This window comes from Colwellia sp. Bg11-28 (genome assembly GCF_002836245.1).
Classification (GTDB): domain Bacteria; phylum Pseudomonadota; class Gammaproteobacteria; order Enterobacterales; family Alteromonadaceae; genus Colwellia; species Colwellia psychrerythraea_A.
Window position 1 is genome coordinate 48,475 of record NZ_PJBA01000005.1, and the last position, 18,785, is coordinate 67,259.

Annotated in this window: 16 protein-coding genes and 1 pseudogene; 3 read left to right on the plus strand and 14 right to left on the minus strand. The window is 38.9% G+C overall.

Annotated elements, in window-relative coordinates; translation table 11 throughout:
- Positions 1 to 3: 3 nt before the first annotated feature.
- The 3 genes from CXF79_RS05665 to CXF79_RS05675 all read right to left on the minus strand — a co-directional run bounded on the left by CXF79_RS05665 (position 4) and on the right by CXF79_RS05675 (position 3,778).
- The gene (locus CXF79_RS05665; RefSeq protein WP_101154455.1) at positions 4 to 786 is read right to left on the minus strand and encodes a cupin domain-containing protein; all 783 of its coding nucleotides are present in this window, start codon (positions 784 to 786) and stop codon (positions 4 to 6) included.
- A 101-nt stretch (positions 787 to 887) separates the two neighbouring features.
- Positions 888 to 2,384: a CoA-acylating methylmalonate-semialdehyde dehydrogenase gene (locus CXF79_RS05670; RefSeq protein ID WP_101154285.1), complete on the minus strand. Its 1,497-nt coding sequence runs from the start codon at positions 2,382 to 2,384 to the stop codon at positions 888 to 890.
- Between the two features lie 56 nt (positions 2,385 to 2,440).
- The gene (locus CXF79_RS05675; protein WP_101154286.1) at positions 2,441 to 3,778 is read right to left on the minus strand and encodes an aspartate aminotransferase family protein; all 1,338 of its coding nucleotides are present in this window, start codon (positions 3,776 to 3,778) and stop codon (positions 2,441 to 2,443) included.
- Positions 3,779 to 3,898: 120 nt separating this feature from the next.
- Here CXF79_RS05675 and CXF79_RS05680 point away from each other — a divergent pair, with 120 nt between their 5' ends.
- Together CXF79_RS05680 and CXF79_RS05685 are read left to right on the plus strand one after the other, a co-directional pair.
- Entirely contained in the window at positions 3,899 to 4,819 is a 921-nt protein-coding gene (locus CXF79_RS05680) for a LysR family transcriptional regulator (RefSeq protein WP_101154287.1), read from the plus strand.
- Positions 4,820 to 5,248: 429 nt separating this feature from the next.
- The gene (locus CXF79_RS05685) at positions 5,249 to 6,358 is read left to right on the plus strand and encodes a polyamine ABC transporter substrate-binding protein (RefSeq protein WP_101154288.1); all 1,110 of its coding nucleotides are present in this window, start codon (positions 5,249 to 5,251) and stop codon (positions 6,356 to 6,358) included.
- 69 nt (positions 6,359 to 6,427) lie between these two features.
- Here the strand turns inward: CXF79_RS05685 and CXF79_RS05690 are convergent, their stop codons facing one another.
- The 4 genes from CXF79_RS05690 to CXF79_RS05705 form a co-directional block, all read right to left on the minus strand.
- Positions 6,428 to 7,357, minus strand: coding sequence for a mechanosensitive ion channel family protein (locus CXF79_RS05690; RefSeq protein WP_011040979.1), 930 nt, complete (start codon positions 7,355 to 7,357; stop codon positions 6,428 to 6,430).
- A 50-nt stretch (positions 7,358 to 7,407) separates the two neighbouring features.
- Positions 7,408 to 8,577: a hypothetical protein gene (locus CXF79_RS05695; protein ID WP_011040980.1), complete on the minus strand. Its 1,170-nt coding sequence runs from the start codon at positions 8,575 to 8,577 to the stop codon at positions 7,408 to 7,410.
- A gap of 118 nt (positions 8,578 to 8,695) precedes the next feature.
- Entirely contained in the window at positions 8,696 to 9,361 is a 666-nt protein-coding gene (locus CXF79_RS05700; RefSeq protein WP_101154289.1) for a YceH family protein, read from the minus strand.
- 1,202 nt (positions 9,362 to 10,563) lie between these two features.
- Entirely contained in the window at positions 10,564 to 11,496 is a 933-nt protein-coding gene (locus tag CXF79_RS05705; RefSeq protein ID WP_101154290.1) for a hypothetical protein, read from the minus strand.
- Positions 11,497 to 11,918: 422 nt separating this feature from the next.
- Between CXF79_RS05705 and CXF79_RS05710 the strand changes: the two are divergent.
- Positions 11,919 to 12,656 (plus strand): annotated as a pseudogene (locus CXF79_RS05710) (endonuclease).
- Between the two features lie 51 nt (positions 12,657 to 12,707).
- On the opposite strand, the gene CXF79_RS05715 reads toward CXF79_RS05710, so the two are convergent.
- From CXF79_RS05715 to CXF79_RS05745, 7 genes are all read right to left on the minus strand, one after another.
- Positions 12,708 to 13,541, minus strand: a complete 834-nt coding sequence (locus CXF79_RS05715; protein ID WP_101154291.1) for a DUF5677 domain-containing protein — start codon at positions 13,539 to 13,541, stop codon at positions 12,708 to 12,710.
- 97 nt (positions 13,542 to 13,638) lie between these two features.
- Positions 13,639 to 14,115: a hypothetical protein gene (locus CXF79_RS05720; RefSeq protein WP_101154292.1), complete on the minus strand. Its 477-nt coding sequence runs from the start codon at positions 14,113 to 14,115 to the stop codon at positions 13,639 to 13,641.
- Between the two features lie 102 nt (positions 14,116 to 14,217).
- Positions 14,218 to 14,841, minus strand: a complete 624-nt coding sequence (locus tag CXF79_RS05725) for a hypothetical protein (RefSeq protein ID WP_101154293.1) — start codon at positions 14,839 to 14,841, stop codon at positions 14,218 to 14,220.
- Between the two features lie 24 nt (positions 14,842 to 14,865).
- Positions 14,866 to 15,432 (minus strand): hypothetical protein, encoded by a 567-nt coding sequence (locus tag CXF79_RS05730; protein ID WP_101154294.1) that lies wholly within the window; start codon positions 15,430 to 15,432, stop codon positions 14,866 to 14,868.
- Positions 15,433 to 16,076: 644 nt separating this feature from the next.
- Complete coding sequence (locus CXF79_RS05735; protein WP_101154295.1) at positions 16,077 to 16,523, minus strand: hypothetical protein; 447 nt, start codon at positions 16,521 to 16,523, stop codon at positions 16,077 to 16,079.
- Positions 16,524 to 17,022: 499 nt separating this feature from the next.
- Positions 17,023 to 17,895: a DUF4238 domain-containing protein gene (locus tag CXF79_RS05740; protein ID WP_101154296.1), complete on the minus strand. Its 873-nt coding sequence runs from the start codon at positions 17,893 to 17,895 to the stop codon at positions 17,023 to 17,025.
- Between the two features lie 46 nt (positions 17,896 to 17,941).
- The gene (locus CXF79_RS05745) at positions 17,942 to 18,439 is read right to left on the minus strand and encodes a hypothetical protein (RefSeq protein ID WP_101154297.1); all 498 of its coding nucleotides are present in this window, start codon (positions 18,437 to 18,439) and stop codon (positions 17,942 to 17,944) included.
- Positions 18,440 to 18,785: the final 346 nt, after the last annotated feature.

Sequence of the window (18,785 nt, forward strand, 5' to 3'; positions counted from 1 at the left end):
GTATTAGCTTGATTGCAAAATAGCATAAAATGTATGCACGTCACCTATTGATCTCCAGCTACATAAAGCTCCCTGCGGGACAAAAAAAGCATCGCCGGCGGTAAACACCTGCTCATCACCTTCTTGTTCAGTAATGACGAGTGAACCAGATTGCAAATAAATGAACTCATTGCGAGGGAAGGGCTGCATTTCACTATTGAACGCTTCACTGTGCCAGGTACCGACAATGAACTTGCCAGTATGATCTTTATAAGAAGGCAGATATTTTTGCGCAGGCTCTTTTCCTTTGATGACAAAAGGTGTGTTCGTTGGTTCGATCTCCACCCCAGTACTATCTTCAATGGCCATCTGGCTTGAGTTATTAACTTTAAGCTTAATGATGCCCTCAACAACCGGTGTTGTGGGAATGTCTTCTTTTGGGTGCTCTGAAATAACGAAAAATTTGCGCAGATAACCTGTTTGATGCCACTGACAATCGTAACCTTTAGGAATAACAAAAGCTTCGCCTGCTTGCACTTTTTCCATCGTACCCGTTTTACTATTCTTTATCTCTACTTCACCCACAAGTAAATACATAAATTCGTCGCAAGGCGAAGGAGCAGCGGCTTCGACCATTGTTGAGGTATCCCACACACCAATATAAAGACCTAGATTGTCGTCTTCATAGTAAACATGAGTATGCTGAACTGGCAATTCTGATGCGAACAGTTGGGGATCTAAGTCATCACAATCATGACCAAAATCTTGAGGATTAGGACTTAATCTAATAATTTTTTTGTTCGACATAGTTTGTGTTCTCATGTTTATGTATTTTGAAGGGCGGCGCTGAAATATTGCGCCGCTCTTTTTTTTATAGTGTTTGAGCCAAGTTTCTTTTGCCAAATTAACTAAGCAAACGCAAAACTTGCACCTTCACGCACGCCACCTGAAGGCCAGCGTTGCGTGATGGTTTTACGTTTGGTATAAAAACGAACGCCATCTGGGCCGTAGGCATGTAAATCACCAAATAATGAGCGCTTCCAGCCACCGAAACTATGATAAGCAACGGGCACAGGCAGTGGCACATTAATGCCAACCATACCTACCTGAATATTATCTGAGAAATAACGCGCCGCTTCTCCATCACGAGTAAAGATACAGGTACCATTGCCGTATTCATGGTCGTTAATTAACTGCATTGCCTCTTGCATGGTTTTAACGCGCATCACTTGTAATACCGGCCCAAAGATTTCAGCAACGTAACTGTCCATTTCCGCCGTGACACCGTCAATTAAGGTGGCGCCAACGAAGAAGCCATTTTCATAACCTTCAACGTGTGGTTGGCGACCATCGACAACAATGGTTGCGCCTTGATTTTGGGCGCTGGTGATATAGCCTTCGACTTTGTCTTTATGTGCTTGCGTAATGACCGGACCAAAATCATTACTGGCCTTGTCATGAGCGCCAACACTTAAGTTTTTCATCGCTTCTGTCATTTTCTCTACTAAGGCATCAGCCGCTTCATCACCGACGGCAACCGCAACAGATAACGCCATGCAGCGCTCTCCTGATGAGCCAAAGGCAGCACCAAGTAGTTGATTGACTGCATTGTCCATGTCGGCGTCGGGCATAATGATGGCGTGATTTTTTGCGCCGCCCAGTGCCTGACAACGTTTGCCATTGGCATTAGCGGTGGCGTAGATGTATTCAGCAATGGGTGTTGAGCCAACAAAACTCACTGCTTTAATGCGCTCATCACTTAATAACACATCGACCGCTTCTTTATCACCGTTCACGACGTTCATTACGCCATCAGGTAAGCCAGCTTCTTTTAATAGCTGAGCAATGTACAAGGTTGAACTTGGGTCGCGCTCTGAAGGTTTTAAGATAAAACAATTACCGCACACGATTGCCAGTGGGAACATCCACATAGGAACCATGGCAGGGAAGTTAAACGGCGTAATACCGGCAACAACACCTAACGGTTGAAACTCACTCCAACAATCAATGTTTGGGCCGACGTTTTTGCTGTGCTCACCTTTGAGTAACTCAGGTGCACCACAAGCGTACTCAACGTTTTCAATACCGCGTTGCAATTCACCGGCAGCATCGTGTGATATTTTTCCGTGCTCTTCACCAATGAGCCTGCAGATAGTATCGGCATGTTGTTCTAATAATTCTTTGAAACGAAACATCACCCGTGCACGTTTTATTGCCGGGGTATTACGCCATGCGGGGAAGGCTGTCTGAGCCGCTGAAATGGCCTGTTCAACCGTTTGCTTTGACGCTAAAGCGACTTTCTTTTCTGCATCGCCGGTAGCCGGATTAAAGACTGCTTGCGTGCGCACATCATCATTAACCATTTCACCATTGATTAAATGGCCTATTACATTTACTTCATTCATAAAATTCTCCGAGGTGGGCTGCCAATCCGATGGATAAAAGCCCATTGTTAAATTGTTTACGCTATTTCGTTAAAGGTTTCGCCCAGAGCACTGAGCAATGAATCTATTTCTTCGCGTTCACTGGTAAAGGGCAGACCAAGCTGGATAGTGGCGCCGCCGTAGCGAACATAAAATCCTTTTTGCCACATTTTCATCGCTATTTGATAAGGGCGTAATGCAGGCTCACCGGGTACAGGGTCGATAGTAAAACCAGCGGCAAAACCATAGCTGCGAATGTCAGTCACGTGTTTACAGCCTTTAAGGTTATGAACGGACTCTTCAAAATACGGACTATGGTCTTTAACACGCTCAATGAGTTTGTCTGTTTGCAAAATCTCTAAGGCGGCCAGTCCGGCTGCACAAGCAACAGGGTGAGCGGAATAGGTATAACCGTGCGGAAATTCCACCATGTATTCAGGGCCACCTTGCTCCATGAAGGTATCGTAGATTTCTTGCTTAGCAATCACTGCGCCCATCGGAATGGTGCCATTGGTCATCTGTTTAGCGATGTTAATAATATCTGGGGTAACGCCGAAGGCTTCTGCCCCAGTATTGGCACCCATGCGACCAAAAGCACAAATCACTTCGTCAAAAATCAAGAGAATATTGTGCTGGTCACAAATCTCACGTAAACGGTTTAAGTAACCTACTGGCGGTGGTATCACACCAGCAGAGCCCGCCATCGGCTCAACAATCACAGCCGCAATATTTGAAGCGTCGTGCAGCGCCACTAAATCGAGTAATTCATTCGCTAGCTCAACGCCTGTTTGGGGTTGACCTTTAACAAATTTATTTTCATCTAACATGGTATGGCGTAAATGGTCGGCATCGACGGCAGGACCAAATAACGAGCGGTTAGCACCGATACCGCCAACTGAAATACCGCCAAAATTAACGCCGTGATAACCCAAACCGCGACCGATTAATTTGGTTTTACTGGCCAAACCTTTTTTGCGCCAATAGGCACGTGCCATTTTCAGTGAGGTTTCAGCGGCCTCTGAGCCAGAGCCAGTATAAAAAACGCGGTTTATCCCTTTGGGCATAAACTCAACAATTTTCTCGGCCAGCTGAAAGGCTTTAGGGTGACCAAATTGAAAGGCGGGCGCATAATCCAATTGTTTTAATTGTTTACTCACCGCTTCGGTAATTTCCGGACGACTATGACCCGCGCCGCAGCACCACAGACCAGATAAACCATCAAAGATTTTTCGGCCGTCGGCATCGGTGTAGTAATTGCCTTGGGCAGAAACGATGATGCGTGGGTCTTTTTTAAACTCACGGTTGCCGGTAAACGCCATCCAGTGCGCATCAAGTTGTGCCTGAGTGATACCGTGTTTTGTTTGGTTATTGTTCATAGTTGACCTCAACATATCTAAGGTTAGAATTAAGTTGACTCTATTATCACCATCCTGTTAAATTCTTAAATACATCTTTTTTTAACAATAGTTATGTGATTGGTTACTTATTGGGGCTTAATGAATAATATAAAAAACATCTTACCTCACCGACTTGGTGATTCTCATATTCGGATCTTGCGCATTTTTAAAGCCGTTATCGAATCTGGAGGGTTTGCTGCTGCAGAGGCCGAACTTAATATCAGTCGTCCTGCTATTAGTAACGCAATGTCTGAATTAGAATCGCTATTGAACATGCGGCTGTGCCATCGCGGTAGAACGGGATTTTCTATTACCGAGCAAGGCGAACATGTTTATAACGCGACCTTGCAGCTATTAGGCAGCTTAGATACTTTCAAGTCGCAAATTAATGCCATCAATACCAAGCTAGTTGGAGATCTAAATATAGGTATTACCGATAATTTGGTTACTAACCCACAAATGCGTATTACCAGATCGCTTAGTACTTTCAAACATCGTGCACCTGAAGTCATCTTTAATATTCAGATGATGCCACCTTACGACATTGAAAATGCAGTATTAGAAGGACAACTACATATTGGCGTGGTCCCCGATTTACGTGCGTTATCTGGCTTAAACTACCTTCCCTTATACAAAGAAAAGTCCTTATTGTATTGCAGTTCTCAGCATCCACTATTCAACCAAGATCTCAATACGATTAGTGATTACGCCCTTGAAAAATATGACGCGGTATTACCCTGCTATCCACAGCCAGCTGACATTAAACAACAACAAAAAAGATTTAAGGGCTCGGCAACCTCTACTGATAGAGAAGGCATTGCATTTCTCATTCTTACGGGGCGTTTTATAGGTTTCTTACCCACTCATTTTGCCGAACGTTGGGTGGTACAAGATTTGTTGCGTGCCATTGAACCTCACAAACGTAACTTCTACACCAATTTTTCAGCTATCACTCGAAAGGGCGCTCGCCCCAATTTAATTACTGAAGCTTATTTAGAAGAATTACAAAAAACAGCCTAGTCAGCGTTAATCTTGGTTTATCAATCGTGAATAATAATTAGTTTCAAAATTTCACCTAGCTGTTAATACCAGTAGTACCGCAATCGCGTTTAATGCAAAACTAGCAAAAGCAAACTCTCTGAATTTTATGAGCGCCAAGTTACGAACTAGAGTGTATTTTATTTTACTCAATAATGGCTGATAAGTAACCAATGGTATAACTAACGTTAAAAAAAATGGTATTTATTAAAGTTTTAAGGGAGGCAATACTCTATCAAAGGGGGTAAATATTGAGTCAACTGGAAATAGCCAAGTTAAATATGGTCTAAGCACAGCACGACTCGATTCCCTCTCGATGCAGCGTATAAAAAACAAACTTGGCATATCAGAACGTTTGATTTTTTTATTTCGCTGGTTTAGTTAATCTGTGATGCAACGAAAGGATAAATAATGAGACTTTTTAAAAAAGCAACAGTAACAGCAATGGCATTGATAAGTGCCGGAATATTTGTGGGTAGCGTTAGTGCTAATGAAGAACAAGTAGTCAAAATGTATAACTGGTCCGATTATGTTGCCGAAGATACATTGGAAAATTTTAGAAAAGAAACCGGAATTCGGGTTATTTACGACGTATTCGACAGTAATGAGGTACTAGAAGCTAAACTACTTTCAGGTCGCTCTGGCTATGATATTGTGGTGCCGTCAAACAGCTTCTTGACCAAACAAATTAAAGCGGGTGTGTATAGTAAACTAAACCGTGATCAGTTAACTAACCATAGTAACCTAGATCCTGAATTAATGAGCAAGTTGCAAACAGCCGATCCAGGCAATCAACATGCGGTTCCTTACTTATGGGGCACCAATGGTATTGGTTATAATGTTGCTCAAGTTAAAGCTGCATTAGGCGATGACGCACCGACTGATTCTCTAGAGCTTATTTTTAACCCTAAATATGCTGAAAAATTGGGGAAGTGTGGTCTAGCCGTTCTTGATTCGCCAGATGAAATGATTCCACAGGCACTGCTCTATTTAGGACTCAATCCAAATAGCCACAAGGCAAGTGACTATAAAGAGGCGGGTAAATTGTTAGCTGAAATACGTCCTCATATTACTTACTTCCATTCTTCACGTTACATTACAGATTTAGCCAATGGCGATATCTGTGTTGCTTATGGATTCTCTGGTGATGTATTCCAAGCTAAAGCACGTGCAGAAGAAGCTGGAAATGGTCACATCATTGAGTATAAAATTCCTAAAGAAGGAGCGAATCTTTGGTTTGATATGTTAGCCATCCCTAAAGATGCGCCGAACAAAGAAAATGCTCATAAGTTTGTTAATTACCTACTACGACCGGACGTCATTGCAGGCATAACTAACTATGTTGCCTATGCAAACGGTAACGTGGCATCGACGAAATTAATCGATAAAGAAGTTCGTGAAAACCCTGCCATTTATCCTTCTGACGATGTAATTAATAATTTGTATATCCAAGAAGTTCGTCCATTGAAAGCGCAGCGTGCTATGACCCGCGTTTGGACAGGGGTGAAAACTGGTCGTTAATTAGTTTAAAGGGCAAGTAGTGGCTTGCCCTTTTTTATTTAAACGAGACTTCTTAAACAAGCTTGAATATTAAGCTTGCTTAAGGCTTTTTGGCTCAATAAGATGAATATCTTGTTGTGGGAATGGAATCGTAATTTTCTCTTCTTCAAACGCTAAATAAATCGCTTTATAGGCGCTATATTTGGCAGCGTATAAGTTGGTAGTGGGTATCCAAAGTCTAATACCAATGTTAATAGCGCTGTCAGCAAAAGCATCAATACCTACCTGCATACGTACTTCATCTGTATATATATCAAGCTTCGCTAAAGTACGTTCAACAAGCGCTACAATCTCGATAGGGTTGTCTTGGTACGAAATACCAACAGAGAGTTTCAATAAGGTATCTTTTCTTGAGTTAAGTACCACTTCACCGACAATATGTTTGTTGGGAATGGTGATCTCAGCGGAATCTTCATTTTGGATGATGGTATAAGCTAATTGTACTTCTTTAACTATACCCGTAACTCCTTGCACTTCAATGGTATCTCCAACCACGAAAGGGCGAATAATGATGATATTAAAGCCTGCCGCGTAATTGGCTAATAAGCCTTGCAATGCTAAACCTGCACCTAATGAAATGGCACCTAGCGCGGCAATAAATGGCGTAACACTGATCCCTATTTTACTCAGCGCCATGATACTTATCATTACCATCACGACCATTTTGGTGGTGCTGGCGATAAAGCGGCTTAAGGTAACATCGAGTTTATGTTTTTCACAAAGACGTAATACTGTTTTAGCTATTTTACCGGCAACATAGAACCCCAATAAAAATATCAGTAAGGCACCAATCAGTTGGAAGCTATAGTTGGTAAAGAAGTCGATAACTATTTTATAAATTGCTGACGCTTGTTCAATTTCATGACGTAATAACTCAGCAGGCAGATCGACGGCTTGCTGCGCTGTATCGGTAATGGTGTTGGTTAGGGTTTCAGTCTTGTCGGTTTTTGGGTCTGTCATAATAATTTCCATTGAAATATAACTAAGTGTTTAATTCGGTGCTGGAATCGTTAGAAACGATATCCTAGCTGCATCATAAACTGTTGTCTGTCACTAAAGGCTAAGTTGGTTTCGGCAATAATCGCCCATTCTTCGGTAATGTTCCATTGTGCACCAATAAGATAATTCCACGGTGAACTGGCATGCTGGTCAATCAGTACCGCGACTTTATTACCTGGTGTAGAGACCGCCAATTGTTGTTTAATATCTTGCTTCATGGCACCAAGCCAAATTTGTCCTTGGAAGGCGCCAATACTACCATTCCAGCCTAAACGTGTGGAATACACCGTTTGTTTTGATTTTTCAATGGCGATATTAATGTCGGCTTCGGTGTAGTTTACATCAAACATACCAAAAAAATCACCGTAGCCACCTGCGATCGTTGTACCGTAGCCCAACACTGTGCCATGAAAGTTTAAGGTTGTTGGAATACCTTCAGCGCTCACTAAGCAATGACCTGGTGCAGGCCCTTGAAAAGGTAAGTTAATACTGGTGCAACGTTTATCATTAAGGCCACTACCAATACCTGCTGCCGCTAATAGTAATGTGGGGAGTTCGAGGTCTACATCTAGTTCAAGCTCTGCTTTGCCCTTTGTTTTACCGACTAAGCCGTAAACATTCCAAAAGGGCAGGATCCAGGCGTCAAAACGTAAATTATAAGTCGTGTCAGATACTTTAAGGTTTTTAGCGCTAATTGAATTATCAATAAAGTCATTAATGAGCTCGCTTTGCTGCCCATCAATTTCTAAGCCAATTTCAGACACAGTGAAAGGTTGCTCTTGTGTTAAACCAACCAATGAAATGCCAAAAGGTAAGGGTAATAAATAGCCAGCTTCACGGGCTTCTTTACCTAAAAAGGGAAGGAAATCAGACCAGCGATTTCTTGGAGGTAAGGCTTCAGGTATTACTAATTCATAACCAACACTTGAGATAGGGTTTTGTCTGTCACTTACTTGTTGTTTATAACTCTCATTAGTTTTGGCTTCGCTGCAGTATTGCGCGCACTGATTTTGCTGTTGCTCTGAGAGTATGATGGCTGATTCGTTGTTTGACTCAGGCGCTGTGCTGATTTTTTTCAAAGACTCCGCTGGTTCAGTGGTGAGTTTTTGCTCAGCACCTTGTGCGGACAAGGTAAACAAAGAGCAAAATAAAAAACTGATTAACGATAGATAGTTACCCATAAAGGATATTTTCCATAATATGTGTGGTTACTTGTTTATTTTATACTGTTCTGTCTCAATCCGCACAGATCTAGTACTTACACCAAATTAGTGCGCTGAATAAGGCTTAAATTTATCTTTAATCATCATTCAACAATTCAGTTATGCAATTGATTTGCTCTGTTAATGAAGCAACTTGTTGCTCTAACTCGGTTACTCTCTGCGTGAGTGATGTTTGTTCTTCTGAAGGCACTACTTCAGTTTGAGTCGTGACAGCTTGGGTGAAACTGCTTTCATCAACATCTGAAAGCAAATGTACGTAACGAGATTCTCTTTTACCGGGTTCACGTTCTAGTTTTCTGACCAAGGTCAGGCCATTTAAGTCCTGCAACTGAGTTAAGGTGTTATCAACCTCACTCACGTCAGCAAAGTCAGCCAATCTATTAGTACGCGTTCTCAATTCACCAGGCGTTTGCGGGCCTCTTAAAAATAGAACACAAATAACGGCGCGTTGTTGAGGCGTAAATTTCAAATTACCAAATTCGGTATCACAAAAACGATGAAAATATTTATTAACGCGAGTCGATGCTTTTTGGTCAACCATTAATTGATTCATTTGCACGAGTTCATCAACTAGGTTTTGCACGTCACTTTCTGATAGTGACATCACCGGATCACGATTACTCTTTTGATTACAGCCAGTTGTAATACCATTTAAAGAAAGAGGATATTGCTCAGGCGTGGTGGTTTCTTTTTCAAGCATTACGCCAATAATGCGGCATTGTTCTGCGGAAAGTGTAATCATCTTGAAGGTACCTTTATAAAATAGCTACTGATGTTATAGCAAGCTATATGCTTCATTACTATGTTGATGTGTTTGATTGCTCACAAAAAAGCCATAGTTAAGGCATTACTTAACTATGGCTTTTTAATGATTCAAATTTGCTTGAGGGTTATTCGATATTCGCGATCTGCTTGTGGGGTAATCTTAATAATACTATATAAATCAATATATAAGGTGTTATTTTGTGAGGGCTTCTATGTCTTGCCCACCGATTAGCCCACCACTTGGTTTGTAGCTAAGTTATGATAGTTATTCTTGAGGTATGAATTAAATGCGTTCCAGGGCGGACATTTGAAATAGCAGAGGGTTTAATCCCCCTGCTATTTCAATAACTTTACTTGTTTTTTTCTTCTTCTGGTTTTGGTATTAATAAGTAGAACTCAGGCGGTATCGAAATCCCCAGAGCATACTCAACAACACAATACACAGATACTACAATAACGAATTTTTTAAACGTCACCATAACAATCCTTAATTGGACAGTAAGAACTCCACCGACTATTCATCTTTTCATCGGCTCACATTACTCACGAAAGTATGTAAGAGTTCAAACACGGTTAATAAAGGTTAGGTATATATCAATGTTTAGCCACACGGCTTCACCCTAACTACTTATTTAACGGGAAATTAGCCCGGTAAAATCATTCTGAACAATGCCGTTCTTGTGCTGTATTAAGACACAATGTACTTGTAATCCATATTTACAGGTACTAATATTGACCTGTACTCACGAAAGTATGTAAGACGGTATTAACTCTAATTAAGTTAATACCCACGAAAAGCCACTCTATCAAGGTGGCTTTTTTGTGTTTAAAGCGAACTTAAACATGGCCATTTGTAAGTAGTGAAGCAATTACTTTTTATAGCTGTGTAATTATTCTGCCGTAGCTGGGAGCTTGTGACAAGTATTTGCTGTTTGTTTTGCTTAAAGAAATTATTCTCTTATTAAAATGTTGGATCTATTATGCCTTAGCAATGGCTAATGTATTCTGTGCGTATAGCGTCATAATGTTATGACAGTTCAGGCTAGTTGATACACATGATGAGCAGTTAAGACAGCATAGCTCGCGACCTTGAATATTATCAGTCATGAACTATGTTTGATTGGTAACTATTACTATCATCGCTTTCTCGTATTTTGTCTGAGCTAATAAGCAGGAGTGTTACAGAAATTTTTCAGCCAATGCACGCTTGCCTGTAGGGCTAAAACCAGGTTCCAGTAGGTCTTTTTTAGGATAATAGAAGCCTGTTGCGCACAAGTCAAAATCCCCGATCATAACTCGAATAGAAAGCTCATCGCCATCATTCCACGTATCACGAATCTCAGCCGTACATACTTCTCCTCTCAATTCAAACTCAAACTTATTATCAGTGTTATTATGACTCTTAATCGCAGCTCGAATTAGAGTTTCACTAATTGTTTTTCTCTTTTTCTCTGAAAACATTTCTAATGATGATTCTTTAATCGGTCCATACATGCCACTATTGTTTAATGCTTCTAGAATTTTTCGCATGTGGCCACCAGTATACTGGTTTACCAACAATGACGATCGTGAGCCATGTGGTTCTCCAAGAATGCATGATCTAATATTCCACCAAGTTTCTGCAACCTGAGCGTTCCGAGCGTTTTTAACTAAGTCTTGTACACACCACGCGAGAGCATCACGGCTGCGGATCGTACCATCAGCTTCGAGCTCAATATCTAATGCTTTTACTACCACTGGATAAGCAGTCTCGTGATATAAAGAGCCATGCAGGCGATAAGCGTGAAGTCCTTTAATTTTATCAACTTTACTCACTAGATTAATAGCTGTCTCTTCACTGTAAGGGCACGTCACAAAGCCTTTTACAAATTGTTTTGTATGATCGATCCCTCCATAAGCTTCTATGTCAGATAATGATGGCACTCCATCCTGATGTGGCGGTGCTGTCAAAATAGGATGCCAATAAGGATAACCGTCAATAGCGTTACCTAACTCATCCAAAATTTTATTAAATATTTCTTTGCCTGCTTCAATGTTTTTTAACCCTTTGGTTAGATAGTTTAAAGCTCTTGCATTTTTTTCAGCGACTGCTGCGGGATATCTGAACTCCATAATAATACCTCTTTACGTGAACTTGTGTGGTTACGTAAACAATACACCTTACGTTAAGTGTGTGCAACTTGTTTTAGTGCCAAGTTGTGAAGTTTAAAAAAACTGTGAGGCAGAACGATCCAACTTTTGTATCTTGCTTATCCTAAATTTCAGTTATGGTAATAGTAATTGCTACCTCGTTGAGCTAATTTGAAACAGGGCAAAGACGAGTTAGGTTAAGCGTCTGCTAAGAGCACCAAGTTAACCTATACACCTAACTACTCATGTATCTATATAAAGCCCCCCACCTTTTTCTTGTTTGGATCTTGGCGGTCGTTAACACTTGTTTAATAGCAGATAACAAGCTCAAACATCCTATTCAAGCATTGTACTCACGAAGCATTGCTGGCTATTCACTCAACAATTAAGCTTTAAGTACGATAATGAAAACAATAACAACATTGTTAGTGGTAATTTCAATTACGACGCCAGCCTTAGCTGCCAACCAAGAAATACAATCATTTAATAAAGCTAAAAAGATCTTAGAAAAGCAAGTTTACAACAAGAACCGCACGACACTTTATTGCGGTGCGACTTTTGACGCTAAGAAAAAAGTAACACCACCCCAAGGCTTCATTATGACTAAATATGTTAAGCGAGCAAAAAAGATAGAGTGGGAACATGTTGTGCCAGCAGAGAACTTCGGGCGTACATTTAGCGAATGGCGTGATGGTCATTAGCAGTGTGTTAATAGCAAAAACAAGGCATTTAAAGGCCGTAAATGTGCTGAGAAAGTGAACATTTAATATCGTTACATGCAAGCGGAAATGTTTAACCTTTACCCTGCTATTGGCGCGGTGAACGCACTAAGAAGTAACTATAACTTCACAATATTACCTGCTGCCAAAAGTGGCTTTGGTAGTTGTGCAATGAAAATAGATAATCGTAAAGTAGAACCGCCAAAAGCAGCTAGAGGTCAAATAGCTCGCACATATCTGTATATGGATGACGCCTACAAGCGATATAACATGAGTAAATCACAGCGCCAGCTAATGAACGCTTGGGATAAGATGTACCCCGTAGATGCTTGGGAGTGTACGAGAGCGAAGAAAATAACTAGCCTACAACAAAGCGAGAATAAGATTGTCAAAAGCCGCTGTCTATCTGCTGGGATTAGGTAATGAGCGTCGAACAGCGTTTAGGATCAGGTTTTGTCCTGCTTTAACGACTTGTTAGGCATTAATTACATCAAACTCTTTATGTACCCACAACCATAAATCAATTTTTTCTTTTTGTTCTTCTATAATCGCTTCGGTATCAGGGAATATACTCGAATACCTTTTCAGTATTTGGCAAAAGAATCCAATTAAATAATCCAAGACAGTGCTAACAAGTTGTGTAGCGCCTGAATTATCTTTTGTTAGTGCGCTTATTTGTGACAAAGAAAAAGGGTATGTATGAACGTAGCTCGAAAGATAGGTAAATAAGGATTTGAAATATTTTTCACTTATTTCAGATTTTTTACAAATAGCGGTGTTAGTTAGATAAATCCCTTTCTTCCCTTGTCTTATATCTTTTTTAACGCTTGAATCGAGAGTAGAATAAAATTGATTTACTTTAATTTTTTCGAGTAACTGCGCTGCCAATATTTTAACATCACTAAGCCCATCTGCTTTAGAGCCAATACATTCCAGTTGCTGTATTCTTTTTTTCTCTCCGTGGTAGTCCCATAACAGTTTTCTAAACTCATGCTCTATTTCAGGAATAGCATCAAAAGTTAAATAAAACATTGTTAAATAAGCATCTATGACGCTTCGAGTTAAGGACGAAATAGATGCTATATCCCAAACTCTTTCAGGCGCATTTCTTTCAAAGTAATTAGAATCTGGTAATAAGCGTTGAATAGATATTATATGTAATAGTATTTTGACGTAAATGTGGGATGCATACTCATGGCTCCATTCAGTTGTTTGTCTTCCATTAACTGACTTTGACAACTTCAAACCTATTTGAGTTAGTTGGTAGAGGTCATCAACTTGCTTTTTATACTTGAGGTGAGTATCCATGATGCCTAACGCCCATTTAAGGGGCTGATAATTGTTTGCTAAATGTGTAGCGAAGCGAAACCGAGCAAACTGTTAGCAGTCCCGCTTTAAATTCTTGTTAGCAAGCAATAGCACTAATTCTCAACATTTGTTCTTTGATGCTATCAAAATAACAAGGATCAAATTTATACGAGTAACCTCCAGTATTATGATTGCTCGGATACCTCAAATGTTGATCCATGAATTTAGGTTTGAATTTTTGCAGATGGGCTTCTGCCATTTCTGCTTCATCTGGATTCAAATCACTAGCCTTATAATTTGAAAAATCAAAAGGATGTTCAAGTTGATATCTCTCTTCAGAAAAGTGATTGCGATATTCTATTTCGAGAGTTTCTAGATCATGAACTTTTTTAGTTACACCTTTGTTTAATAACATGTACTTATAAAAAAGTTCAACTGAATGGTAAAGCTGATATGCGATAGCATTCTCATACTCTGAGGTGTTTTTCAGTTCTGAATCAGTTCCAGCAGACATTTTACCTATTTCAATATAAGCAAGAGCCATTGATAAAAACTCTTGATTCGAATTTGACACTGAACTCTCCTTACTTGCTAAGCGGCTAAAAAACGTTGGCTAAAATTTAGCGAGGGACTAGCACAGCCAACAGTTTTGTCCGTTTAAGCAACTTGTATATAACTACACACCAATAACGTTCTTTTTATTTACTACATTTTTGTTTATTTCTTTATTTAGGTCGCTAACTTTCAACTTAAGCTGCTCTTGTTTCTTTCTATTTTTCCATAAAACATAAAGTTCTAGATGAGCAGCATAATAGCCGTCATGCTCTTTAGCCTTTATAGCTAAAGACATATAGCGCTCAGAAATACTAATGTAACTGCTCGAGATTGCTTTATATGCAACGGATTCATCAGCAATTCCTGAAACAAAGAATATGGCAAAACCATCTAAAGCATTTAACAACTCACTAGCTTGAGCCCACACTTCGAGATTAACTGGTTTTTCGATTTTACACTCCAGTTTTATGTCTAAGCCATCAGTATCTACTTTCCAATTTTCAGGCTCAAAATAATCACAATTCAGCTTCTCTCTTCTATCGTAAACACAATTCGATAATTTAATAATTTTGTCTGAATAGTATTGGCATTGATTAGCCGTTAAAGAAAGAGCCTCTCGTTGGGATTGTATTTTTAATGTGTCTTTAGCAACTTTAATTTGATACAAAGCAGCAATCGCAGCGATTGCAACTATGATTCCAGAAATGAAGTATGCGATTTCGAGGTAGCTTTTGAATTCTTGCACTATTAGTCCCGCTTTAAATTCTTGTTATATTTCTAAAATTCTCAGAGTAATTGATGGTTTTTCGTGATCAAATTTAATAAAAGAGAGGCTGTATTTTTTGTTGTTATTAAAAAACTCCCATTTATCCGATAAGTTAATCTGTCGTCGAAAATCTCCCGACTCTGGAATGGATATAGCTGCATGGAACAACCATTCCCCTTCAAACTCTTGTAATGAAACAATATAGATTTTTACACCAGCTTTTGAATCTGAAAATTGTTCCTCAAGATAAACTTCTTTGATTCTTGAATATAGAGTTGTCGGATTCTCCTTTTTAATTTCAGGAACGCATTTCACTTTCTTTAAAGATGCTATTTCATCAGTAAGCTTTTTGATTCTTAATTTTTTTTCTTTAAGCTGTTCTTCATATTCTGATTTTTTTTTCAATACTTCTTCGTTTGAAGATTCCCCAAAACCAAATCTCTTATCGTTAAAATAAAAAGGCTTGTCTTTATATATATTCACTGCTACTAAGGTAGATAACAAAACAAATAATAAAGAAAACAAGAACAAAAAAACTTTTACAGGAATTTTTCCAAAATCCAAAACCACGCGACTCTCCATTAGAAAGATAACAACTTATTATGTATACGCCTCAGTAACACACACACCATAAATAACATTTTATTTACATTAATATCCCATACTTTCAAAGCATTAGAAACCTGTAATGCTAAATCACATGTATATTAAGGTGTGTTACTAAGACCTCTCAGTAACACGCTCCTACCAAAAACAAAATAAAATACATTAAATTCAAATGGTTAAGTTGTTTTATTGAATGTTTATTATAATGAATAGTGTGTTACTAAGACGTCTTAGTAAAACACGTTGAAAAATCATGCAGACTTCCATTTAAAATGGTATTTCATTGTTTACGCTAGTAGTTAATTCATTAGAAAATATATGGCAAATAAGTTCTAATTCATGTCCGCAATGCGCACCAAGGGAACATTAGCACTACTGAATAGTAGTGCTAAAATTAAACCGCTTGAGGTAATGCAGGCCATTACAGCGTTACATTGGTAGGTCAACAGTTGCCAGTGTCTCATATCATGGATTCTGGACGTTGTGGTTACGACATTAAACTTAATCTATCAACCATTGACGACTCTTCTATAGGCGCGGGTATAGATAAATAGAGTGAAATCATTGACTGGTAAAGTAGCTGCACAACTTAACGTTATTGATTTTAGTTAAAGGTTGATTGGATTAAGCATCGGCTTTTGACCAAACAACTTCCCGCTTCTCGCCTCTGTTTCAACCGAGTATGCTTCAGCGCTACTATCGACAAGAACATATTGATACTCTAAATGCTCATGAATGTATCGTTTGGTAAGTGTATCTAACTTTAATTGACCATTGGCAAATAAGGGTAAGTCACTTTGCTTAAGTGTTGGTATAACCAGTCTATTGGCGACATAGACGCAAAACTGGTCACCACTTAAACGGCCTATAGCATGACTGTCTAGTCTTGTAACTAACCCATACTTTTTCTTGTGCTGATTTTTCTCAATTTCGCGCCCAGACATTCCGCAATAAAATAACTCGTCATCATTCCAAATAGCATAAATACCTGCTGCCACACTCGGTATGTCTTTATTCGGCCAGTCAGAAAACTTAAATAGTTTAGAAAATTTCATAATTTACCTGAAATGGTTAACGCTATATTAAGCGATTAAAAAAATTGGTTATAATTGTGATGAACAAACAAAGTTAACTGTATTTTGTCCGTTTGAATACCTTATTATAGCCTTGAATTTCATCAGTTGTTGACTATGGTTTATTTGTAGCTAATGACTTTCAAGGATTGAATGAAATGGGTCAACAACTCCCACCACCAGCACTAGTAGCTACTGGCTTAATGTAATTCACAGTAAAAATATACCTAATGACATTGTTATCGAGCGTTCGTATACACTTTGTTATTATTTTGGCTCTATCGAGTTAGCCTACATGTACGTTGAGCAGAATCCGTTTAACCAAAAGCAAGTATTCTGAAGCAGAAGCTAAACTGATCTAGTACGGTAATAGAATGATAGTAGATAAAATATTGGAGATATGACTTATTTTACCACTAAAAAGACATTAGTTATTACTGCTAACTAGACTAGTTAGATAAGGTTTTGTATCGATTACGTCTCAAATACCAACAGCATTTACTCTGTTCAAGTGGTTTGACTTGTGAGTGCTGATGTTGTGCTTGTATACGGAAATATCATCATCAACTAAAAGTATCTCTTCTGTTTTAGAGTAAAAGAATCGCCTAGTGGATAATATGAGCTTTGTATTGGTTAACCCAATCAGTTCCTTACTTGCTACAAAGGAACCCTCTTTCATTTCCTCATTTGTGGCAATTAAAATTGCCTTACTTGTAATTGGTACACAGATCTCAATATTAGAAGTGTTAAGCCCAAAGTCGAAACCACTTCCACCTTTAGGGTGGCTTAAGATAAAAGGGTTGTCTGAAGTTACTACGTTAAGCTCATCGTCTTCAATAATATGCAGCTGGTAATACTTGTTTGACAAGCACTCTTGTACGGTATCAATTAGCCTTAATTCTGATGTAACTAGATCAGTCTTGGAGTATTCAAATTCGTCTTTATTTGAAACGTTGATTTCTTGGCTCATGCTCGCTACGATTTCTTTTGTTCTCTTCAAAGGGATTTCCAAGGTTTTTCTATGCGAAGGCACACGTATATACAGTGTTGCCAATAATAAAATCAGATGCCTCATTTCCTCTTTAGGGGGTAGGCATGCGTGAGATTCAATGTGTCTAATTGCTTTGATTATTTTTGGCTCTATTTGTTCAGCGTAGAAATCTTCGATAATTAATGAATTTGTATGGTCAACACTATAGTAGTCTCGCTCAGCACATGAGTCATTTGGGCTTGTAGTAAATGGGGAATTATTGTTTGTTGGTACAGCCCAAAATTGTGATGAGTTTTCACCTTCGTTTGTAAACCCTTTTAAATAGCATTTCGGAATGTAGTGATGCTTTGCCTTTCTTCCCATGTTGGCTCCTGAGGGCACTAACACCGTTTAAATCAATTATTAGGTTTTACTGACCAGCTTCAAGTTGTATACCACTAGGTAAAGCAATTTTTTCCATATTGATTTTTTCTTTGATTTCAGCGACTCTTTCAACTACATCATCAAGTTCCTGTTTTGTGACACTGTTGCTTGTCAAAGTCGAGATCATACCTTTTAGTTCATCTAATTGTTCCTGAAGTCCATTGTTAGGTCCTCCACCTGTCGGATCTAATGGGTTTTCAAGCTTCTCAATACGTTCAATTAAGTTATTAAATTCTTCTCTAGATGGATTACCATTCATAATATTTTCCTTTAATACGTATAATGAAATTGCAGTTATAAATACTAGTGCCAACCAAGAAGCTGTATTGTCTCTTTTATTTTTTTTGTCTAATGCATCCAATATATCCAGACCAGTTTCTCTATCTGACTTATATAGTTGTGAACTAAAGAGAAAGTCATAAGTCGCTTTTAATATAGTTACTAAAATGACAATTCCACTAGAGTATTGAATGAATATATCCACAGAACCTCCTTGTCATACCTAACTATTAAGCATTTATCTCTTGTCGAAGCATGAGAGATATATGTGGTGTTGGACTGAGCCGATTCCAGTGCTAAATTTTCAAGTTGGCATTAGCTATTATGGGTGTTTTTTTTCAGGGACGCTTTAACTTGTAGCCGTTATTTCCTTTAACAATTTCCAGATTTATTTCTAACTTGAACAGTCCATTATCGATTACTTTAATTTAGACCAGTCAGTGAGTTTTCGCTAACTATTTTTGACACACGCAAGATGATACTCTCTGCGAAGCGATTTTGTTCAACAGTATATTATGGATATTTTTCAGTAACATGACAGGAATGATTCA